This window comes from Adhaeribacter aerolatus, from assembly GCF_007991635.1.
GTDB lineage: Bacteria > Bacteroidota > Bacteroidia > Cytophagales > Hymenobacteraceae > Adhaeribacter > Adhaeribacter aerolatus.
The window spans coordinates 1-21,700 of record NZ_BJYS01000033.1; the positions used below are offsets into that span (position 1 = coordinate 1).

The following is a 21,700-nucleotide window of genomic DNA, read 5'->3' on the forward strand; positions in this document are numbered from 1 at the left end:
GGTATTTCTTTAAATAAATTATTTACTTCTTCTACTTCAACTTGAATAGTAATATCATCCTCAAAAAAGAGCCCATATTCTTTGCCACTTTGCTGTGCTATTTCCCATGCTTTAAAATGAGAAAACAAACAACCAATACTGCCCTTTGTCAAAAATTTTTTAGACCTAGGGGAAATTAAGCTTTCTGAAAAATAATCATTATGCAAAGACTTGCCATGTACTGCATCAACAAATATAAAATTTACTTTATTCTGCAATATGTTTATGATTCTCCTCCTTCTGTCATTCCTAAAATTTAATGAGATAACATAACAAGGTAATTCATGTAACCTAATCTGGATACTTTCAACTTCTACGCCACTAACCTTCCTTTTAGTATTATAAAATCCATAAATTATTCTCAGCAAATTCTTTAAAGTATAATTGAGAGCTAACCCATTTAATATTCTCCTTTTAAATTTATACATTAGTCTCATTCATAATTTAATTTCATTATAATTATACACAAGCGGGACGCTCTCAAAAGCAAGAAAGACAATAAATATTAAAATATATAACAGAAAAGGAGTCTGGATTTAATATTCCAGGCTCCTTTTCAGTGAGAAGTAAAAATACTATTTTAAACTACTGCTGTTGGTGGCTGAGGTAGTTTCTTTTGCAATGGTCTGGATGGTACTCACCAGCCTATCTAAATCTTTTAAAGGGGTATACACGTGCGGGGTAACGCGAACGCCGGCAATATTTTCCCAAACCGTGGCCGAGGTATGAATGCGGGCTCTTTTAAATAATTCGGAGGCTAAATCGCCGGGGGCAATTCCTTTCAGGGCAAAGGTGGAAATGGCCCCGGATAATTCCGGTTTAAGCGAGGTAATGGCCTGTGTATAAGGCCAGTTACTTTAAAAAGAATTTGTTAAGAATAGTTCTTCTATCCATCTTGAGAAACTAAATTCGGAATTTCGCAAATTTATCCTTTCAATCTTAAATCCTCCCCCTACCCCCTCAAAAGGGGAACCTTTAAATAACTTTGCGAAAATCCTGTTTATATTAAACCTACTTAACCTGTACCCGCGCGGACTTGGTAAAAGCCTGACCTTTGTGGCTGCCCGAAAACTCTATGTTCACGGTATTACCTGCTTTTGGCGCGGCCAACCCTAATTCAGACCAGGTTTTGAAAAGAATTATTTTGCCCGCCTGGTCGGTGGTAAGGTCAGCTAAAGTGGTTGCGTTTAACTTTACCTTAATGGCTAAATTAGAAAGCGGAATAGAATCGATGCCTACTTCGTGGTTCAGGAGGCCGCTTTTATTTAATTCGTAAATAGTAGCGGATAAATTTACCGGTTCGGCAGCCGTAAAGGAAGAGCCTGCTACGGTTACCAGCACCGGCGATACCACCCTATCTACCACCATGGCGTCTTCTTTTTCACAACTCATCAGCAAAAAGGCTGACCCTACCAGGCTTAAAAATAATTTAGAGATATATTTTGATTTCATGTTGCTTACATATTTGGTTCTGAAAATTGAATTTTACTTTTCTATCCACCACATTTTGGTCTTCTTGTCGTCGGCGCCGCCCATAAGGGTAATGCCTTCTTCTAATTTTGCCTTGTTCAAAGAATATTCTGAAGAAGGATATTGCAAACGGGTTGGCAGCACGCCATCGTTCAGGAAAATAGCCCGGGCATCAGGGGTTGGCAGAATTGGGTACCCGGTCCGGCGATATTCGGTCCAGGACTCAATACCCTGGCCAAACAAAGCGATCCACTTCTGGGTTAGAATATTTTCTTTCGTAGCGGGTCCAGCATTCGTTAAATAATCAGCCGGCATGGTTAAACCGTACTGCCCGAAAGAAGCGGCAATCCCTTTCTCATAATATTCCTGCGCTTTAGTGGTGCCGCCTTCAATATCACCGTCCAGGGCGGCTTCGGCCAAAATAAAGAGCAATTCGGAATAAGTCATAACCACACTGGGGGTAGTAGGTGCGGTAAAGTAAGTACCAATTTTAGCGCTATTCGCCAGGTAGGTAGTGGCAATCGCATCCGGCAAACCGTTGGGCACGCCTTCGTATTTACCGTTTACCGCTTGTCCGAAAACCGTTAAGCGGGTATCATTCAACGATTGTAATTTATCTACCAGGGTTTTGCTCAGGTTCCAGTCGGTGCGGCCGCCCTGAATCATTACTTCGTGCCATTCGTTGTTGCTCGGCCTTACGGTAGAATGCGTCAGCACGGCATAATCGGTGTTGCTGGTAAAGATGGGGTACTTTGCGGCATCGCTTAATATTTCCTGCATAATGGCTTTGGATTCGGCGGGCTTTTTGGCCGCCTGCCGGTTGGCCAGTTTCAGGCGCAACGAATTGGCAAATTTTTTCCAGCGCAAAATATTGCCGTTAAACAAAATATCACCCGTTACGGCCGGACCACCTACTACCAGCTTTTCGTTAGCCAAGGCCAGATCGTTCAGCAAGCCGGCATAAACTTCTTCCTGCGAATCGTACTTAGGCGTGTAAATTGGCGCTGAGCCGGTTCCTTGCAAGGCTTCGGTATAAGGCACAGCCCCGTAAATATCGGTCAGCAGCGAGAATACCCACGAACGCATCACTAGCCCGATACCTTCGTAATTGGTGTTAGGTGCCGTTCCTTCCGGCCCAGATTGCACCACAATCCGCTGAAAATTCAGGAGGGCATCGTTGTAAAAACCTTTCCAGTTGTTGGTGTAGTAGGCCGGGCTCATGTTGTAGTTGTCACCTTCGTCGGAATAAATATTCCGGGCTAAATATTGCACCCACAACATACCGCCATCCAGGTTAATCCGCTCAAAACGTTCGCGGTGGCCCCAATAACGGTCAATGCTGGTTTCGATGCCGGTGGGCAAGAGCACCGCTGAACTTACCGCGGTGGGCTTGTTCGGACTGGTGTTCATTTCGGCGAAGTCTTTGGTACAGGCTGTAGCCAGCAAAACCCCGGTGGCTAAAAAAATGGATTGCTTTACTTTTATATTTGCTTTCATAAAGATAAATCTGATGTTAAAAATCTATAATCCTCTGGCTGAATCCGTTTAGAACTTAATATCTAAGCTCACGCCCATACTGCGGCTGTTTGGCAACTGGCCGTAGGTAAAGCCCTGGGCATTACCGCCCTGTGAGTCTACTTCGGGGTCGATGTGCGGATTATTTCGGAACAGGATAGCCAAGTTACGGCCAACTAACGATACCCTTGCCGATTGCGCCTTGATGCGGTTAGTCAGGAACGCTGGCAGTTGATAGCCTAAGCTTACTTCCCTCAGTTTCACGTAGCTGGCATCAATAATAGCGGCTTCGTGGTAAGTGCGCGGGTTGTTGTAGCTGTAAAATAATTTGGCATCGGCAATTACATCGTTTGGCACATATTCGGGCGCATCGGCGGTGCCAATATTTTTAACGCCTTTGCCAATTACCCCTTCTTCGCGGCCTACCGCGGTTTCTTCGTACTGGCCGGTCCAGCGGGCAGTTCCGGTTCCTTCGTCGTAAATATCACCGCCTTTGCGAATATCAATCAGAGCACTCAGCGTAATTCCTTTGTAGGTGAAGGAGTTGGAAAAACCGCCAATCCAGTCGGGTTGAATATTACCCAGAACGGCTTGACCAGGGGCTAAACTAGGCGTACCCAAAACTTTGTCGTAAATAATCTGGCCATCGGGTGAGCGCATGAAAGCATTGCCGTAGAATGTACCGTAAGCCTGACCTACGCGTGCTTCCGACGAAAGGCCGCGAGTGGTATATAAAGTGTAAGTAGTTAAACCTTCGGCCAATTCTACTACCATGCTGCGGTTGCGCGCGTAGTTCAACGATACTTCCCACTGGAAACCGTTAGGTAATTGTAAAGGTGTACCGCTCAGCATTAACTCTACCCCTTTGTTGGTTACTTCCCCGGCATTTAGGAACCGGCGGTTATAACCGGTGGCTTTCGATATTTCCACGCCCAGAATCTGATCTTTCGTGCTCTTAGTATAATAGGTAGCATCTAAACCAATCCGGCCACCCAGGAAACGCACATCCGCGCCAAACTCGGTACCGGTAGTTATTTCGGGTTTTAAAGCCGCGTTGTTGATATCGGTGCTTTCACCGAAGGCCGGCAAGGAGCCGTTCCAGGGCGTTTTGGATTCATACAACTGATACAACTGGTAAGGATCAGCATCGTTACCTACCTGCGCCCAGCTGGCTCTTAATTTCGCAAACGACAAGGTATTGCTGTTCATGCCCATTAAATCCGTTACCACCGCACTTAAGGAAACCGACGGGTAGAAGAATGAATTATTGTTAGCCGGCAGCGTACTGGACCAGTCGTTTCGGCCGGTTACATCCAAAAACAAGGCGTTGCGGAAACCAAACTGTGCTGCGCCAAACAAGCTTTGCACATTAAATTCTTCGATTGAACTTTCGTTGGTATTTGGCACGGCGTTATTGTTCAGGGTATAAAGCCCGTCAATTACCAATTGAGCTACCGAAGCATAATTGCGCTTGTAATAGTTGTTGCGGTAAATACCACCGGCCTGGCCGTTGATGGAGAAATTTTCACCAAAATCCTTTTTATAAGTCAGCATTAAATCGTGGTTGGTTTCCTGGTTCCGGAGCACCTCTTCGTTGTAAGCCCCAAACAAGCGGTTGCCGTTCGAAACCCGCTCCCAGTTAGTCACATTTATCCGGGTATCCGACCACATATCGGTTCCGCTCCGCAACATTAAACTAAAGTTGCTGTTAATCTCGTAGCTAAGCGACATATTACCCCGCAGCCGGTCTTTATCGTTGCTGTTAGGCAAATAATCCTGCTGGTAAAAAGGGTTGCTAAAAAAAGTATGTTGCCAGTTAGGTGGCAGGTTATCGCCGGGCCGCTGAATATGCACTCCGGTGTAATCGCGCCAATTTTTCAGTTGATCCCAGGAAACAGACCGGTGTGACCAGATAAACTGCTGGCCGGATTGGAAAGACCGGTTGTCGGAACCAGATTTAATATATTCGCCGCTGACGGTGGCTTTTAACTTGGGTGTCAGGTTATAAGCCGAGCTCAGGTTGATGTTATTCCGCCGGAAATCGTTGTTGTACATAATACCAGTTTGGTCGAGGCGACCTAAGGATAGGCGGAAGCTGCCTTTGTCGTTGCCACCTGTAAGGGCCACCGAGTTCACAAAAGTCTGGCCGGTTTCCCAATATTCTTCCCAGTTGTCGGGCTGCGGCGTTAAGGGTGCCACCCCGGTTCCGGTCCACCATTGGCGTACCAAACGGCCGTCCATTGGGGCACCCCAGCTTTCGTCGGTACCTTCCGTACCCGATAAAGGCGCATTTGGCCCGTAAGCGGCGCGGTATTGCTCAATTTCCAGCGGGTCGGTTATAGATCCGCTCCGGCCGTTGTTGTACCAGGTGCGGTAGCCGTTACCGCCGCCGTAAATATCCTGAAAATCAGGCTCTACCAAAGGCCGCTCGGCCGTTACACTCGAACTAATTTCGACCCCAATTCCTTTAGTGCCAGCACCGTTTTTAGTTGTAATTAATATTACTCCGTTGGCTGCCCGCGAACCGTATAAAGCTGCTGCATTTGGTCCTTTCAATACCGACATAGAGGCAATATTTTCGGGGTTTACTTCCGAAATACCGCCGCCATACCGGTTATTGTTTGATTGCTGAATCGGAACACCATCTATTACCACCAGCGGCTGGTTATTCCGGCTTACAGAGCCCATACCGCGGATTACAATATTAGAGCTGCTGCCCGGACCACCGTTGGAGCTTACCTGCACCCCGGCTACCCGGCCGGACAAGCTATTTACCACGTTGGAGGATTTTACCTGGGCTAATTTCTCGCCGCTCACTTCCTGGATGGTATAGCCCAGCGCTTTTTTCTCTCTTTCAATACCAAAGGCGGTAATTACCACTTCGCCGAGTTGTTTGGCATCCATGGCCATTTCCACGTTCAGGGTTGTTTTGTTACCTAATGCTACTTCCTGGGTAGCGTAGCCAATAAAAGAAAATACCAGGGTACTGTTGGCGGGAGCTTCTAAGGCAAAGGAACCTTCCAAATCGGAAGCGGTACCGGTATTGGTGCCTTTCACTAATACGGTTACCCCAGGCAAAGCACCGCCGCCGGCTTCGGTAACCTTGCCGGTAATTTTTGAATTTTGCGCCATTGCCTGCGATATGCATAACATGACAAGGAACAGGGATAGAATTCTTTTCATAAAGTCACTTTTTAGTCCTGAAACTGTTTAAAGATGATAAGGCGTAAGGGCAATAGATTTTACTACCCCACTAAATAATAGGTTTGTTTGCTTGTAAGAGGAACAGATTTTTTTTTGAAAATTTGTTAAATATATATCTACATAGTTAAATTATTTTAACTATAAAGGCAATACAATTTAAAAATTTACAATACAGTTAAATAGTAGAAAAATCTGTAAGGTCAGACTGACAGGGAGGCAGATATCCAGGAGCATATATTAAAATTTTTTAATGATATATATACCATCTGAATATTCATAATTTTTAAAACACCCTAAGATTTATATCGGATATTATAAAATATTGTAAACAAATGAATAATTAACCTTATGAATAAGGTCATTTAATTTAAAATACAGACGAAAAGTCATAACCCACCTGTATTTTCATACAACATCTAAATTCTATCAACCTACTCGAAACTATATTATTTTTTGATTGACATGTTTATACCTTAAAAACTTACTTAGTTTGTTTCGCCTTAACTGAAAAACAGAAAGGCCATTACTTCCGGGGCGGTGATTCCAAGGAAAGTAATGGCCTGCTAATATTTAAGGCGTTCTGTAAACGTGAGTCTTTTACAACTCGGAGGTGCTTACTGCAAGGGCAACTTTAGCGCGGGCGCACCTTTTAAATAATTTCTCAATTTCAACGGCAAAGAAAACAATACTGGAAACGGCAAGCACCAGACCTAATTCTTCTAAACTTAAAGGTTTGGTCCGGAAAATGGGATTTAAAACCGGCACGTAAATAGTAAGTAATTGCAGCACTACGGTGAGGAGCAGCGCCCCGAGTAAAGGTTTATTGCTGAATAAGCCTTGCCGGAAGAGAGATTGGTCATCGGAGCGAATGGCGAGCAAGTGGCCCATCTGGCTAAAACATAACACCGAAAAAACCATGGTTTGCCAGTTCTCCGGATCGTGTTTTATGGCCCATGCCTGCGTACCAATACATAGTAATCCGAGCAAAAGACCTACCCATAATATATGTATAGCCAAACCACCAGCAAATATATTTTTGGTAGGATTGCGGGGCGGCCGGTTCATAATATTGGTCTCGGCCGGCTCCGATGCCAATGCCAAACCAGGCAAGCCATCGGTTACCAGGTTAACCCACAAAATATGGATGGGCAGCAGCGGCACGGGCAAGCCAAAAAACGGTGCTAAAAAAATAGTCCAGATTTCGCCGGAGTTACCGGTTAAAACATATTTAATAAAGCGTAGAATATTATCGAATATCTTGCGTCCGCTCCGCACCGCCTTCACTATGGTGGTAAAATTATCGTCGAGCAATATCATGTGGGCGGCTTCTTTCGAAACTTCGGTTCCGTTGATGCCCATGGCAACGCCAATATCGGCATTCTTTAAAGCCGGGGCGTCGTTTACGCCGTCGCCGGTCATGGCTACAAACTGGTCTTTATCCTGTAGGCCTTTTATTATTTTTAATTTTTGTTCGGGACTTACCCGCGCATACACTTTTACTTTAAGCACTATTTTTTCAAAATCCTCCTGGCTCAGCGCAGCCAGTTCGGTGCCGGTTAAAATCAGGTCGTCTTCCGACTGAATAATGCCAATGGTGCGGGCAATGGCGCTGGCTGTAAGCGGATGGTCGCCGGTAATCATTACCGGAATAATGCCGGCATGGCGGCATTGGGCTACGGCATCTTTGGCTTCTTCGCGGGCCGGATCGATTAAGCCGGCAAAGCCCACAAAACGGATATCGTTTTCTACCTGACCGGCGGTGATTTTTTCCGGCAGGGTATCCATTAATTTAACACCGTACCCGAGCACCCGCAAGCCTTCGGAGGCCAACTTATCAGCCGCTTCCTGCCACACCCCAATTTTAGGCTCATCTTCGGGGGCCAGTTTATTAAAAAGTACATCGGTGGCGCCTTTGGTAATAACTAAATATCCGTTTTGAAAAGCATGCACCGTCGTCATCAGTTTCCGCTGCGAATCGAAAGGCAATTCGGTATAACGAGGCAGTTTTACTTCCCAATCGGGCCGCAGAAAGTTCTTGGCCGCCGCATATTCGTAAAGCGCCGTTTCGGTCGATTCGCCCAAAATATTACCTTCTTCGTTGCGGGTAACATCGTTGTTCAGGGCCATACAAATTAATAGCAGTTCTTCTTTGGCGTAAGGAACCTCCGGCAGGTTTACCGCTACGGCTACGGCAGCTTGCACCGTCATTTTATTAATCGTAAGCGTACCCGTTTTGTCGGAGCAGATATAAGTAACCGAACCCAGCGTTTCTACAGCCGGCAGTTTCCGGATGAGGGCATTTTGGATAACCATGCGTTTAGCGCCCAAAGCCAGCGAAATGGTTACCACTGCCGGCAAGGCCTCCGGAATAGCCGCTACCGCCAGCGAAATGGCCGTCATGAGCATAACCAGTACAGCTTCGCCCCGCAATACCCCCATCACAAAAACAATGATGCATATAAATATGATCACAATGGTCAGGCGCTTACCAAAGGCCGCCAGTCTTTTTTGCAGCGGCGTGGTGGTATCTTCGCCCTGAATCATTTTGGCAATATTGCCCAGTTCGGTGCCCATACCCGTACCCGTAACGTACCCTACACCGCGGCCGCTCGTAATATTAGTACCCTTATATGCCAGGTTTATCCGGTCGCCGAGTGGGTATTCGCCGGGCGGCAAAGCTTTAACATCTTTATCTATGTTATGCGATTCGCCGGTCAAAGCCGATTCGTCTACTTTTAACTGGTGCGTTATTATAAGCCGTAAATCAGCCGGCACAATATCACCTCCTTCGAGTAAAACTTTGTCGCCGGGTACCAATTCTGCCGAAGGAATGGTAACAGTCTGGCCGTTCCGGATTACTTTGGAAGCCGGCGAGGTCATTTTTTTCAGGGCTTCCATCGCTTTTTCGGCCCGGTATTCCTGCACAAAACCCATGATGGTATTCAGCAGAACTATAGCCAGAATAATAAAGGTATCGGTCCATTCGCCGAGTAAACCCGAAATAATAGAAGCTACAATCAGCACCAAAATCATAAAATCGGCCAACTGATCCAGCACCATGCGCCACCAGGGTTTCCGTTTTTGTTCCTCCATCTGGTTATAGCCATGTTGCTCCAGGCGGCGGGCAATTTCAGCGGTCGTTAAACCATTAGGGTTGGTTTTAAGAGCTGCAATGGTATCGTCGGGGGTTAACAGGTGCCAGTCTTTCATCCGGATTAAGGTTATGGTAAAACGATGATCGTAAAGAGAGTCTTTATTACGAATTATATACTTATAGGCTGATACCTGCTTCTAAGCCCGGGAAATAATGGTAATGAAGGATAATAATGCTTAGGGTTTATTTATTTGCTTTTAATCCGGATAAAGCCGCGGTCGTAAATTCGTTTGCCGCTAACCGCATCAAAAACATACCAGATATCTGCAACGTGGGTGGGAGTTGTATAGGAGGTTACAAATTCTTCGCTACCGTTTATAGTTTTATAATCCGTTACCATTTCGTAACCGTCGGCCAGAGCCTGTTGATGGGCTTCTTCCTCATCGTCAGATTGGTCGAGGTAATTGTTGTAAACCTGGTGGTAAGCGTCGGTTACTGTTTCGTATAAGCGCTGCAAAGCCGATGAGTCGAATTCCATAAAACCTTCCGCATCTCTCGTCCATTTACCTTGTGTTTCCATAGGTGGTAAAATAACAGAACAATTTTTGCATTTTCGGCTATTGCTACCATTAAGTTTTATTTCCGAAAAACATTTTGGCCACTTATTTGCTTTTGGCTTAGCTTTTATAACTATGTCAAAAACAACCGGCGGCTGCAATAAAATTTATTTCTCCCGTATAGGTTGTATTCCTCCGTAAAAGGCCCGAATAGCTTTGCCGGAAAGCGTATTTTGTAAATTCCGGTACCATCTCTGATAAAACTGGTCTGGGAGTGTTTAGGCTGGATTTTCAGGCAAAGGAAAGGATGAGATTAAACTTAAATTATAAATATTATTTACCTTTGGGCATATAAGTTTAGTGAATGGATAAGCTATTGCATAATATTTTGTTGGTAGATGATAACCTGACTACGATAAGTCTGAACAAGTTATTGATTGCCAAAGTTGAAAATGCGGTTGAATTGCATACTGCCCCCGATGGCAAAGCTGCCCTGGAGCTTTTACAGAAACTCGCCCAGGAAGGCACCCGGTTTCCGGATATTATTCTGGTTGATCTTAAAATGCCGGTGATGGATGGGATAGAATTTTACCGGCACTACAAGCAGGTTTTTACCCCGGAACAAGTTTCGAACACCAAAGTCGTGATGCTTACCACGTCTTTGGCTCCCTCCGATTTTAAACAGGCAAAAGACGAAGGCATTGAATATTTCCTAAACAAGCCGTTAACCACTACCAAACTGAAAGAAATTTTAGTTTAATATTTCGCTGCACTTAGGTGTACCCGGTTTTTAGCTGCCGGGCAAAACCCGTTATGAGCTAATTTATTTAACTAAGTACCAGCAGCCAACGTAAATCAGGCCCAGGTAATGGAGGCCGTTTTATTCATATTAAATTTCAGGAGTGTTGCTCTAATATTAAAGCGCAAATGAAAGTTAGGCAGCTAAATAATTTCGTTTACGGGCTAAACAAAATAACCGGTTCTTTATTTATAGTTTTCTGCCCCATTGCCCATGCGGCTAAACCTGTTTTAACCAGATGAGAAATCCGAACAGCAACCCAATAAATATTACCATAGAAAAAAATTACGATTCTGATTTTTGCGGTTCCATTCCGTTGCATTTGGTTAATTTAATTCAGCCGCACGGCCTGTTGCTGGTGCTCGACAAAACTGATTTGCGGGTTGTGCAAGCGAGCGAAAATGTAAGCCGGCAATTTGCCGTACCCATCGAAGACATTTTAGAGATACCTTTTGCGGCGTTTCTGCCGGCCGCACAGTTCGAGGATTTCCAGCTTAAAATTCATCGCCAAAGCAGCCAGGAGAAAATACCCTTTAGCCTTGACTTTACGGCAAACGGCCGGTCCACGGCCTTTACCGCCCTGGTGCACCCCAAAGAAGAATATATTTTAATTGAACTGGAGGAACACGCGCCTACTACCCCGGAAAATTCATTTATCGGACTTTACCAGCAAATTAAATATATTACCTCACTGCTGAAACAAACCACCGATACGGCCGAAACCGCTCACCTAACGGCCACCGAATTAAAACGCCTGACCAATTTCGACCGGGTTTTGGTTTACCAGTTCGATCCGCAGTGGAACGGCATTGTCATTGGCCAGGCCAAAGAACCGGATATGGACGATTACATGGATTTGCGTTTTCCGGCCTCCGACGTTCCCAAGCAGGCCCGCGATTTATATTTTCGCAACCCTTACCGGTTAATTCCCAGCCGGTCGTACCAACCTGTTGGCTTAATTCCGGTTATTAATCCGTTAACCATGCGGTTTACCGATTTATCGGATTGCAATTTACGCAGCGTAGCCACCGTTCATTTAGAGTACTTGCGCAACCTGAATGTAATGACTTCCATGTCTTTGCCCCTTATTATCGATGACAAGCTTTGGGGGTTAATTTCGTGTCATAACAAAACCCCGCTGAATCCGAGTTATGAATTAAGATCGGCACTGGAACTGCTGTCAGGTATTATTTCGGCGCAGCTGGCCGCCAAAGAAAAAGAAGCCGCCATGACGTTGCGGGTACACCTGCAGCGCATTTACGCCAATTTGCTGGAGCAAATGTATAACCAGCCAAGTTTTACCGAAGGGTTACTTTCCGGCGAAACCAGTCTGCTGGAGTTACTCCATTTATCGGGGGCAGCGGTTGTATACGATGGCGGCATTACGGTTATTGGCGACACACCCAACGAGCAGGAAATAAAAGAACTTACTTACTGGCTGCGCCGGCACGAGTCTAATAAATTATACATCACCAATACCTTGCCCTCGGTTTATGCCCGCAGCCAGGAATACAAAGCCATCGCCAGCGGTTTAATCGCTTTGTCTATCAACCCCGACCAGGGCGAATATATCCTGGGCTTCCGGCCCGAGGTGCTGCAAACCATTGCCTGGGGCGGCAACCCGAACCAGGCCATACAAATGGAGCCCGACGGCAAAGCTTACCACCCGCGTAATTCTTTTGCTACTTACCAGGAAATTGTAAAGGATACCTCTTTGCCCTGGATACCTCAGGAAGTAGAAGCCGCTGAAGCCTTGCGCAGTGCCGTGCTGGAGAAAATTATTAAAGAAAATTACTAAGAGCCCGCAGGTTTTTGAAATAAAAATGTCGTTACCCAGTAAAGATACAACATCCTCCTTGCCCGATTTTAAGCAGCCCAAAGCAAAAACCGACCATTATTTAATTGGGATTGGGGCTTCGGCCGGTGGCCTGGAAGCTATTCATAACCTTTTCGATCATTTTCCGAGCAACTCCAGCTTCTCTTTTGTGATTGTACAGCATTTATCGCCGGATCACAAAAGTTTAATGGCCGAGCTTTTATCGAAGCACACCCGCATGCAGGTACAGGAAGCAGAAGACGACATGCGCACCCGGCCCAACTGCATATATGTATTGCCCAGCGGCAAGCAACTTACTTTAAAAAAGGGCCGGTTACGGCTTACCGAAAAACTGCGCAGCCGCGAACCCAATTTTGCCATCGATGTATTTTTCGAATCGCTGGCCAAAGACCGGGGCCGTTACGCCATTGGCATTATTTTATCGGGCACGGGCACCGATGGCACCAAAGGCAGCCAGGCCATAAAAGCAGCCGGCGGCATGGTGGTGGTACAAGACCCCAGCACCGCCCGGTTCGATGGCATGCCCCGCAGCGCCATCGAAGCCGGCGCCGCTGATTACGTGCTGGGACCGGATTTAATGGCCCATGAAATTCTGGAATACGTCAGGCAGATTCCGTTGGTAAAAGCGTTGGTAGAAACCCCGGAAGAAGACAGAAGACACCAGTTGTTGCACGAAATACTGGATTTGATATGCAGCCATACCAAAACCGATTTTAAAGATTACAAAGAAGCTACCCTTTACCGCCGCATTACTAAACGCATGAACGAGGTAAAGGTAGACTCCCTGGAAGATTACCTGCATTACCTGCATAACCATCCGGCCGAAATTAAGCGTTTATGCCAGGAAATTTTAATTGGCGTAACCCGGTTTTTCCGCGACCCGGAGGCGTTTGAGCTGCTGAAACACGAGATTCTACCTAAAATAATAGCCGCCAAAACCAACGACGAAACCACCAAGGTTTGGGTAACGGCCTGCAGCACCGGCGAAGAAGCTTATTCTATCGCTATGCTGTTTCAGGAATGTTGCGCCGAAGCCAGCCACGAAGCCAAGGTTAAAATATTCGCCACCGACATCGACCAGCGGGCCCTGGACCGGGCCTCCAAAGGCATCTACCCGGCTTCTATTGCCAACGATGTATCAGCCGAGCGGCTGGAACGCTTTTTTTACACCAAAGGCAATAAATACATTATTAATGCCGAGGTCCGCAAAATGGTGGTTTTTGCGAAGCACGATCTGCAGAAAGACCCACCCTACAGTAAACTGGATATTATTTCGTGCCGGAACATGCTGATTTATTTAAATCCGGGCTTGCAGAAGAAAGTGATGGCCACTTTTCCGTACGCCCTGAATATGAACGGCTACTTGTTTTTAGGTCCCAGTGAACAACTCGGCGACATAAAGCCGTTTTTTAACGAAGAAAACCGCAAATGGAAAGTCTACCGGAAAATAAAAGAAAGTACCCGGCCACAATCCAGCTACGGTTTTAATCATTTGGTCCCGACTTTAGGCAGTAACAGCCATTTTCAGGTTAAAACCAGCCAGATTTCGCAATTTAACGAATCCTTTATGGATGCCGTAGGCGAAACCTTTAAAATAACGGCTTTGTACGTAGATGAAAATTACCAGTTGCTTCACGGCATTGGCGATATAAACCAATATTTAAAATTCCCGAACAAGCGCCTGCAGTTTAACCTGCTAAAGGTAGTCCCCAAAGAGCTGGCTGTAATCCTAAGTGTCGATATCCGGAAAGTGCTGCGACACAACCAGGAGCCGGAAACCCGTCAGGTAGTTTTAAAACTGGGTCAGAAAAACCAGTTAATGCAAATTAATGTCCGGGCCCTCGAACTAGATAAAAACCAGCCCCGGGTAATCCTGGTGTTGTTGCAGGAAATCGGGCAAAGCGATATTACCCAGAAGCCCATTGAAACCTTGCAAATACCCGAGTCGGATTTTTACCGGCAGCTAACGGCCCTGGAACTGGAATTAAAAGATGCCCACGAAAGCCTGCACCTGACCGTACAGGATTTAAGTACGGCCAACGAAGAACTGCAATCGTCTAACGAAGAGCTTATGTCTTCGAACGAGGAGTTGCAAAGCTCCAACGAAGAAATGCAATCGTTAAACGAAGAGCTGCACACCGTAAATTCCGAGCATCAGTTAAAAATAAAGGAGCTGCAAGAACTGAACGAAGACCTGGATAATTATATCCGGAGCTCCAATATTGCCCAGCTTTACCTCGATCACCAACTCGTCATCCGCCGTTTTACCCCCTCAGTAAAAACCCTGATTAACATTATCCAGAGCGATGTGGGACGGCCGATTCACCATTTGTCGCATAACCTGCGCAACAATACCCTTCTGGAAAATATTAAAGCGGTTAATAATTCATCGGGGGAAGTAGAACAGGAAGTAGAAACCACCACCGGCCAATATTTTTTGATGCGGATAATCCCGTACCTGAAACAAGACGGCAACAAAGACGGCGTGGTGCTGAGCTTTGTGGATGTTACCGCCCTTACCACTTTAAGCAACGTAGTGCAGGGCGTACTAAACAGCTCCTTTAATAATATTATGGCTTTTGGCGCCATCCGCGACGAACACCATAAAATTACCGACTTCAGCTGGAATTTATTAAACCGGAAAGCGGAAGAATTAATCCGTAAACCACAGGCCCAACTGCAGCATAGCAGCGTGCTCACTGAACTACCCATTTTAAAGAAAACCGGGCTTTTCCGGAAGTTTGCCGACGTAGTAGAAACCGGCAAACCCTTACATACCGAACACAACCTGGAAATAAACGGCCGGAAAGAATGGTACGAAATATCGGGGGCCAAGGTAGGCGATGGTTTAACCATTACCATGGCCGAAATAACTCAGAAAAAAGCCAGTGAAGAAAAAATATTACTAGCCTACGAAGAGCTGAAAAAAGCCGAGGGTGAATTAAAAAAATTAAACAACAAACTGGAAGAACGGGTAGCCGAGCGTACCCAGCAGCTAACCGCCAGCGAAGAACGCTTCCGGCTGGTGTCTATGGCTACCAACGATGTGGTGTGGGACTGGGATCTGGTATCGAATGAGATTTGGTGGAGCGAAACCATTGAAGCCATGCTGGGCTACCCGGCCGGCCACATGGAAAAAGGGGTAGACGGCTGGTTTAATAAAGTGCATCCGGAGGATAGGGCTAAAATTAAAAAAGGCATTAACCAGGCCATAAACCTGGGCCGCGACCAGTGGATGGACGAATACCGGATTGCCAAAGCCGACGGCTCGTACGTGTATGTGTTTAACCGGGCCTATATTTTACACAACGAATACAAAATTCCGTACCGCGTTTTAGGTTCTTTTATTGATTTAACCGATTTAAAACAGGCGCAGCAAAAGCTGCAAAACACCAACGAACACCTGGTCCGGGTTATCGAAGATCTCGATATGTTTGTGTACACAGCTTCGCACGATTTAAAAGCGCCGGTAGCCAACGTAGAGGGCCTGGTGTTGCTCCTGGAAGAAGAAATTAATTCCGATGATCTTACGCCCGAAAGCACACAGCCTATTTTCGCGATGATTAAGGAATCTATCAATAGTTTTAAAACGGTTATTCACGATTTAACCGATATTGCCAAGGTTCAGCGCGATGTGGACGGCGAGGCCGAACTGGTAGATTTATATGATATTCTGGGGCAGGTGCGGGCCAATATCCAGGATTTAATCTCCGAAGTTCCCGTACAATTTCACATTAATTTTGAGGTTACGCAGCTAAACTTTTCGCGTAAGAATTTGTACAGTATTTTCTATAATTTACTCAGCAATGCGGTTAAATACCGGTCCCCGGAACGTAATCCTGTAATTACCCTTATAACCCAGCGGCAGGATAATTATATAAAATTAGCAGTGGCCGACAACGGCCTGGGTTTGAGCCAGGAGAATGTCTCTAAATTATTTGTTTTGTTCCGGCGGTTCCACTCGCACGTAGGTGGTACGGGCATGGGCCTTTACATAGTAAAACGCATGATGGATAATGCCGGCGGCAAAATTGAAGTAGAAAGCGAAGAAGGCCAGGGCACCACCTTTAGCCTATTTTTTAGAGAAAATTAATTTTATCCGGGCAAGCAGCACCTGGACGTTTTTGAAAGTAGAAAATTAAATATGTTTATATCCTTAAGTTCTTTTACCGTGGCCAACGACATGGGCCAGGCCACCAAAGAAGCCTTTATTAACCGCCCGCACCTGGTAGATAAGGCTCCCGGGTTTATACGGATGGAAGTTTTTACAGCCCATGAAAATCCTAATGAATTCTGGCTGATGAGTTACTGGGAAAACGAAGAAAGCTTTAAAGTTTGGTACGACAGCCATCAATACCACGACTCGCACAGCGGCATTCCGAAAGGCGTAAAACTGGCACCCAAAAGCGTCTGGGTAAAATATTTCAACCACGTGGGTGATTAAGGAACCTCATCCCCCAACCCCTTCTCCTTTGGGCGAAGGGGAGCCGATCTGACAGTTATCTACTTACAACTCTTTTCACTTCGTCTTTTAAAAACTTTAATGTCTTTATTGGCCGTTTTGGTTTTTAGATTAGAATAAGCTGAACTCGTGAAACAATATTTATTTTGAAAGGCGATTTTTATGGCAAAGCCCTTTATTAATAATCATTCATCCTTTCAATATGCCGCAATAATTCTATAATCCAAAATAATGCCTTTAATAGTTCCACTTAAAGCTGTCAGCACTCATATTGCCTATATAGCACTAAACCCGATCGCTAGCTTTTTAAATAAAGCTTTACTAAGCATTAATTCTATTTTTAACCCCTGATAGAACTGGACAATTCTAAGGCAGCCCTTTGGGTATATCATAAACCTAGCTGGCTATTCGTTTAAATAGTGATATAAATCACGCAAGGCTTTGATTTTCCTCCTAACTAAACTAAATAATAGGAGTGAAATTTGCATATGCTTTAATCATGAAACGGATAAGTTGGCGCTTAATGCGCCTGCAACCGCTTACTATTTAAAAGAATAAAAGATGAACTTACCTAAAAAAGATATAGCCAGCGCCGCCGACATCCAGTTATTAGTAGATGCTTATTACCAAAAACTTAAATCTCAACCTTACCTGTTAGCGCTTTTCGAAGACCTCTCTTCCCGCGACTGGAACCAGCATTTATTCCAGATGAAAAGCTTCTGGCAATCGGTGGTACTGAAATCAGCGTCTTTTACCGGGCACCCTTTAATTTTACACGCTTTTCTGCCTGCCCACCAGGCCCAAGTTCGGGAATGGGTACATTTGTTTCACGAAGCGGTAGAGGAGCATTTTAAAGGGCCCACTGCCGCCGCCACCAAAAACTTTGCCGAGCAATTGGTACGCATATTTTCTTATAAACCTGCTAATACCTGAGGTTACCAAACCACTTGCTGGGACCGGCGTTTTACCTCCCGGATATATTTTCGGTCTAAACCGGTTTCATCGGCAATTTGCTTAACGGTTTTGCCTTGTTCCAGCTTTCTTTTAACCAGCTGCTCATTCGATAACCGGCTCCGTTTGGGTTTGGTCTTAGGTTTGGTTTTGGCCTTGGTGGTTACTTCGGTTTTACTTTTGGTAGCAGAAGCAACAGCCGGTTCGTCCCGGTTTTCAACTGGTTTCGGTTCCGGCTCCACCCGGTCCGGCGAATCGGGCTCTGCCGCTTCAGGTTCGCGGGAGGTATGAACGCTATGATGGAGCGACGCGGAATCCCGGCCGTAATTTTGGCTTTCTGCTTCGTAAGTTTCTTCGGGGGGAATATAGGTTGCTTCCGCAAAAGCCGGTTCGGGTTCGTATAACAGGTTAGATGGCCCGTATTGTACCGCGTAGATGGCCGCCGCAATAATTACAATTATCAGAATAGCTCCCAGGCCTCCCCCTCCTTTTTCCTCTCTGAGCCAACGTTTAAAATTCATGGTAATATTTTCTTTCGGTTAAAGCCCGGGGTAATTCTTGGCTTCTTCAGTTTCCAGTTTTTCCAGGAGCAATTGCCGGAATAATCCGGCTAAGCTAATGCCTTTTTTATCGGCCAGCGACTTTCCCTTTTCGAGTAAATTTTTTTCCAGTCTTATCTGAAACGAAGTTTTAGCTATTTTGTCAATTGTTCCGGCCATGAATCAGTACTCCTTAAAATCTATTTAAAATAATTGGTGGCAGTAAGTATTTGCCGATACGTAATTTCAGGAGCAGCGATACACATTTGTTACACAAATGTATTTATAATATTTGGCTAATTAAATAAAAGCCGCGATGCTCCTTACCAGGAAAACCGTGCCAGAATGCAGAATAGCTAATTTATAGGACGAAAAAAGAGCCTGCTGGCAGGGAGCAGGCTTGGTTAAGAGTTGGGAAAAGCAGAAGGCTTATTGCTTTTTATCTAATAACTGTTGCAAAGGCAGGCAATCTGGCCGGGCCTCGGCTTGCATAATCCGGCCGCTCCGGTCTAATTCGAGGTAGCAGCACTCCTGGAACAAAACCTTTAGTTTTTCGCGGCCCCGCTGAATTCTGGATTTAGTATTGGAAAGAGAAAGGTTTAATTGGGCGGCAATATCTTTATGTGATAAGCCTTGGATATCGCTCAGGTAGAGCGGCTGAGCGTATTTTTCGGGCAGCATCGAAATTAAAGGCGCTACCAGTTCCAGCACGTCTTGCGCAAAATTACCATCGTTTTCGGACAGTGTTTCTTCGGCCACTTCCAACGACAGGCCGGGTTTGTTCATGCGGAAATAATCCATTACGGCGTTGCGGGTAACCTGGTACAGCCAGGCTTTCGGATTCTTAATTTCCGGTAAACTTTCGCAATGCTGGTATATTTTCAGGAAAAGCCCCTGGGCAATATCGTGGGTGGCGTCCGTATCCCGGACCTGTTTCTGAATAAAGCCTTTTAACTTTTCTTCGTAAGCTAAAAAAAAGGGTGCCACCTGCCCGCAGAGCGCCGGTGCGGTTTGGCAGCAGTTATTTTCCGTTTGGTTATTCATTTGTATAATATTAAACGCCTACTACTTTACTCCGGCGTTCCAGCAGGCAAACGTCCCGCCATACTCCGTGTAACTGCCCTATTTTTTCGCGGATGCCGACTACCCGAAAACCACTATTTCGGTGCAAAGCCAGGCTGGCTGCATTCTCTTTAAATATTCCGGCTTGTAAGGTCCACAGGCTATTGGCTTCCGACTCCTGTATTAAAGCTTGCAGCAGGAATTTACCAACGCCCCAGCCCCGGTATTGGGCGCCCACATACACGCTTACTTCGGCCACGCCACGGTACACACAACGGCCCGATACGGGCGTTAAGGCTGCCCAACCGGCTACCTCCTCCTCTATGAAAGCAACCAGCCGGCAGTGCGGCAAGTGGCTATTATCCCAGGTGGGCCAATCCGGCGATTCGGTTTGCAGGGTAGCATTTCCGGTCGCAATGCCTTCGCGGTAAATCCGGGAAACGGCTTCGTAGTGGTTTGCCAGAAGGGGTTTTAAGGTTAGGTTCGCGGTGATTAGGGCAGCCATTAAACTTTCATTTTTGCTTTAAAGTAATAAATATTTATTTATGATAAATAGCCGAAAGCATCTGGTTTAACTGGTTTAAGTAACAGGCGCAGTTTAGAAAAGAAAATAATTTTTTCATACAGGATAAAGTAAGTTGTTGAAAGTTAATTTTTGCAGCAAGCGGGCCCGCAGCAAGCCGTGTTGGCTGGTGATTTTTCTGCTGCGTAAGTAACGGCGGAGCCAAAGGTATAAAAAGCTTCCCACTCAATGCCTTGGGGGTCGGTAATCCATGATTTTTGGGATTGCGCGTAACAACAGGTGGTCTGGCCTTCTTCCCGGATGGTTCCTTTGGCTTCTACTAACCGCCCGTAAACCTGGTTTAACTCCTCCGGGGTTTCGGCCTGAATACCTAAATGTTCGATGCCGGTTTTATCCGGGTGCAACGAAATGGCAAAATTCACACGCGGATCTTCCAGCATCCATTTGGCATAATCGGGTTTTAAAACAGTGGGGGCAGCGGCAAATAATGCATTGTAAAAAGCTACCGATTGGTTAAGGTCTTTTACGCGGACATGCACGTGTAATCTTTTCATGGCTCTTGGGTTTTAGCGGTATAAGTTTTGTTTATACCCCGAAGACGCCAAGCCTGCCCGAAAGACGCAAAGTTTTTAAAATATTTTCAAATATTTATAAACTAAACCATTTAGCCGCATCGTGGCCGCTAGCAATGGCGAGTTCCATCGGGGTTTTACCGCTTTCGGTCATAGCGTTTATGTCGGCCATGTGCTCGAGTAAATATTTAATCAGTTCTTCGTCGCCGTTCTGGGCGGCGGCATGTAAGGCAGTATAACCGCCGGCCTGGGTGGCATTTATATCGGCGCCGTGGTCTACTAAAAACTTAACCAGTTCGGTATTGCGGGCCGCTACCGCACTATGAATAGGACTTACCCGCAGCCCGTTTTGCGAGGGGGCATTCACATCGGCACCATTTTCTATTAAAAGCTTCGCCAGTTCGGGTTGATTAAAAAAGCAGGCCAGGCCCAGGGGCGTAAAACCATCGGCCGAAAGCGCGTTTACTGCGGTCTGGTCTTCCTGCAAGTGCTTTTCCACGGTTGCCAACTGGCCCGTGGCGGCCGCTTCGTGAATGGTTATATCCGGACTTTTGGCCAGCAGCACCTGGGTAATATCGGGCTGGCGGTGGTACACCGATAAAAGGATAAGCGATTCGCCGTTTATTCCTTTAGCTTCCTGCAACAAATGCGGTTGTGCTTCCAGCATATTTTTTACCTGAGCAATATCACCGGCTTTTACCGCATCAATTAAAATAGGCGCTTCTGACATAGATATAATTTCTTTAGCAGGTTTGGTTATGAAATAATCCCCGCATTTAAACATTAATATAGATTTACATTCTTTCGTTTATCGGGGCTTTTTAGTTACATCTATGCGCTGCATTTTATTTACTTTACCTGGCTAATTATTTGCCGGCGAAAACTTGCAGGAGAGGCATTGATTTTACCTGAATAAAACAACCAGGCAGCATCCTGATAACTTATTTATTTTTTACTGCCGTTAATTTAGCAGGCATACTTTATTTTTAAACTTGTGGCTGGCCTTGGGTGTTCAGCTAATGCTGGTATTTTTTAGTAAAGTAAAAGTTTGTTCTTTTACGTCCTATTTAAAATAT

General features: G+C 45.7%; 17 protein-coding genes. 5 read left to right on the plus strand and 12 right to left on the minus strand.

Features of this window, described 5'->3' with window-relative positions; all coding sequences use genetic code 11:
• The 6 genes from AAE02nite_RS26755 to AAE02nite_RS19630 all read right to left on the minus strand — a co-directional run.
• Nucleotides 1-257, minus strand: a 257-nt coding sequence (locus tag AAE02nite_RS26755) for a glycosyltransferase family 25 protein (RefSeq protein ID WP_246151191.1), incomplete at its 3' end; no start/stop codon positions are given.
• A gap of 793 nt (nucleotides 258-1,050) precedes the next feature.
• Entirely contained in the window at nucleotides 1,051-1,491 is a 441-nt protein-coding gene (locus AAE02nite_RS19610) for a hypothetical protein (protein WP_146901844.1), read from the minus strand.
• A gap of 33 nt (nucleotides 1,492-1,524) precedes the next feature.
• Nucleotides 1,525-3,006 (minus strand): SusD/RagB family nutrient-binding outer membrane lipoprotein, encoded by a 1,482-nt coding sequence (locus tag AAE02nite_RS19615; protein ID WP_146901847.1) that lies wholly within the window; start codon nucleotides 3,004-3,006, stop codon nucleotides 1,525-1,527.
• Between the two features lie 48 nt (nucleotides 3,007-3,054).
• Entirely contained in the window at nucleotides 3,055-6,207 is a 3,153-nt protein-coding gene (locus AAE02nite_RS19620) for a SusC/RagA family TonB-linked outer membrane protein (RefSeq protein ID WP_146901850.1), read from the minus strand.
• 618 nt (nucleotides 6,208-6,825) lie between these two features.
• A complete protein-coding gene (locus AAE02nite_RS19625; protein ID WP_146901853.1) occupies nucleotides 6,826-9,438 on the minus strand; it encodes a cation-translocating P-type ATPase in 2,613 nt (870 codons plus the stop codon).
• A gap of 131 nt (nucleotides 9,439-9,569) precedes the next feature.
• A complete protein-coding gene (locus tag AAE02nite_RS19630; protein ID WP_146901856.1) occupies nucleotides 9,570-9,902 on the minus strand; it encodes a hypothetical protein in 333 nt (110 codons plus the stop codon).
• A gap of 341 nt (nucleotides 9,903-10,243) precedes the next feature.
• On the opposite strand from AAE02nite_RS19630, the gene AAE02nite_RS19635 reads away from it, so the two are divergent.
• The 5 genes from AAE02nite_RS19635 (at nucleotide 10,244) to AAE02nite_RS19655 (ending at nucleotide 17,910) form a co-directional block, all read left to right on the plus strand.
• A complete protein-coding gene (locus AAE02nite_RS19635) occupies nucleotides 10,244-10,639 on the plus strand; it encodes a response regulator (RefSeq protein ID WP_146901859.1) in 396 nt (131 codons plus the stop codon).
• Nucleotides 10,640-10,916: 277 nt separating this feature from the next.
• Nucleotides 10,917-12,476, plus strand: coding sequence for a GAF domain-containing protein (locus tag AAE02nite_RS19640; protein ID WP_146901861.1), 1,560 nt, complete (start codon nucleotides 10,917-10,919; stop codon nucleotides 12,474-12,476).
• 25 nt (nucleotides 12,477-12,501) lie between these two features.
• Complete coding sequence (locus AAE02nite_RS19645) at nucleotides 12,502-16,608, plus strand: chemotaxis protein CheB (protein WP_146901864.1); 4,107 nt, start codon at nucleotides 12,502-12,504, stop codon at nucleotides 16,606-16,608.
• 51 nt (nucleotides 16,609-16,659) lie between these two features.
• Nucleotides 16,660-16,959: an antibiotic biosynthesis monooxygenase family protein gene (locus tag AAE02nite_RS19650; protein WP_146901867.1), complete on the plus strand. Its 300-nt coding sequence runs from the start codon at nucleotides 16,660-16,662 to the stop codon at nucleotides 16,957-16,959.
• A gap of 579 nt (nucleotides 16,960-17,538) precedes the next feature.
• Entirely contained in the window at nucleotides 17,539-17,910 is a 372-nt protein-coding gene (locus tag AAE02nite_RS19655) for a group III truncated hemoglobin (protein WP_146901870.1), read from the plus strand.
• Between the two features lie 2 nt (nucleotides 17,911-17,912).
• On the opposite strand, the gene AAE02nite_RS19660 is transcribed toward AAE02nite_RS19655, so the two are convergent.
• The 6 genes from AAE02nite_RS19660 to AAE02nite_RS19685 form a co-directional block, all read right to left on the minus strand.
• A complete protein-coding gene (locus AAE02nite_RS19660) occupies nucleotides 17,913-18,449 on the minus strand; it encodes a hypothetical protein (protein WP_146901874.1) in 537 nt (178 codons plus the stop codon).
• Nucleotides 18,450-18,467: 18 nt separating this feature from the next.
• Entirely contained in the window at nucleotides 18,468-18,647 is a 180-nt protein-coding gene (locus AAE02nite_RS19665; protein ID WP_146901877.1) for a hypothetical protein, read from the minus strand.
• A 249-nt stretch (nucleotides 18,648-18,896) separates the two neighbouring features.
• The gene (locus AAE02nite_RS19670) at nucleotides 18,897-19,511 is read right to left on the minus strand and encodes a sigma-70 family RNA polymerase sigma factor (protein ID WP_146901880.1); all 615 of its coding nucleotides are present in this window, start codon (nucleotides 19,509-19,511) and stop codon (nucleotides 18,897-18,899) included.
• A gap of 10 nt (nucleotides 19,512-19,521) precedes the next feature.
• Complete coding sequence (locus AAE02nite_RS19675) at nucleotides 19,522-20,034, minus strand: GNAT family N-acetyltransferase (protein ID WP_146901883.1); 513 nt, start codon at nucleotides 20,032-20,034, stop codon at nucleotides 19,522-19,524.
• Nucleotides 20,035-20,177: 143 nt separating this feature from the next.
• A complete protein-coding gene (locus tag AAE02nite_RS19680) occupies nucleotides 20,178-20,606 on the minus strand; it encodes an ArsI/CadI family heavy metal resistance metalloenzyme (RefSeq protein WP_146901886.1) in 429 nt (142 codons plus the stop codon).
• Nucleotides 20,607-20,700: 94 nt separating this feature from the next.
• Nucleotides 20,701-21,354: an ankyrin repeat domain-containing protein gene (locus AAE02nite_RS19685; protein ID WP_170252650.1), complete on the minus strand. Its 654-nt coding sequence runs from the start codon at nucleotides 21,352-21,354 to the stop codon at nucleotides 20,701-20,703.
• Between the last annotated feature and the right edge of the window lie 346 nt (nucleotides 21,355-21,700).

Coding starts and splice junctions, on each gene's coding strand:
- AAE02nite_RS19610 (WP_146901844.1), bottom strand. CDS start 1,491: ATGAAATCAAAATATATCTCTAAATTATTTTTAAGCCTGGTAGGGTCA.
- AAE02nite_RS19615 (WP_146901847.1), bottom strand. CDS start 3,006: ATGAAAGCAAATATAAAAGTAAAGCAATCCATTTTTTTAGCCACCGGG.
- AAE02nite_RS19620 (WP_146901850.1), bottom strand. CDS start 6,207: ATGAAAAGAATTCTATCCCTGTTCCTTGTCATGTTATGCATATCGCAG.
- AAE02nite_RS19625 (WP_146901853.1), bottom strand. CDS start 9,438: ATGAAAGACTGGCACCTGTTAACCCCCGACGATACCATTGCAGCTCTT.
- AAE02nite_RS19630 (WP_146901856.1), bottom strand. CDS start 9,902: ATGGAAACACAAGGTAAATGGACGAGAGATGCGGAAGGTTTTATGGAA.
- AAE02nite_RS19635 (WP_146901859.1), top strand. CDS start 10,244: ATGGATAAGCTATTGCATAATATTTTGTTGGTAGATGATAACCTGACT.
- AAE02nite_RS19640 (WP_146901861.1), top strand. CDS start 10,917: ATGAGAAATCCGAACAGCAACCCAATAAATATTACCATAGAAAAAAAT.
- AAE02nite_RS19645 (WP_146901864.1), top strand. CDS start 12,502: ATGTCGTTACCCAGTAAAGATACAACATCCTCCTTGCCCGATTTTAAG.
- AAE02nite_RS19650 (WP_146901867.1), top strand. CDS start 16,660: ATGTTTATATCCTTAAGTTCTTTTACCGTGGCCAACGACATGGGCCAG.
- AAE02nite_RS19655 (WP_146901870.1), top strand. CDS start 17,539: ATGAACTTACCTAAAAAAGATATAGCCAGCGCCGCCGACATCCAGTTA.
- AAE02nite_RS19660 (WP_146901874.1), bottom strand. CDS start 18,449: ATGAATTTTAAACGTTGGCTCAGAGAGGAAAAAGGAGGGGGAGGCCTG.
- AAE02nite_RS19665 (WP_146901877.1), bottom strand. CDS start 18,647: ATGGCCGGAACAATTGACAAAATAGCTAAAACTTCGTTTCAGATAAGA.
- AAE02nite_RS19670 (WP_146901880.1), bottom strand. CDS start 19,511: ATGAATAACCAAACGGAAAATAACTGCTGCCAAACCGCACCGGCGCTC.
- AAE02nite_RS19675 (WP_146901883.1), bottom strand. CDS start 20,034: ATGGCTGCCCTAATCACCGCGAACCTAACCTTAAAACCCCTTCTGGCA.
- AAE02nite_RS19680 (WP_146901886.1), bottom strand. CDS start 20,606: ATGAAAAGATTACACGTGCATGTCCGCGTAAAAGACCTTAACCAATCG.
- AAE02nite_RS19685 (WP_170252650.1), bottom strand. CDS start 21,354: ATGTCAGAAGCGCCTATTTTAATTGATGCGGTAAAAGCCGGTGATATT.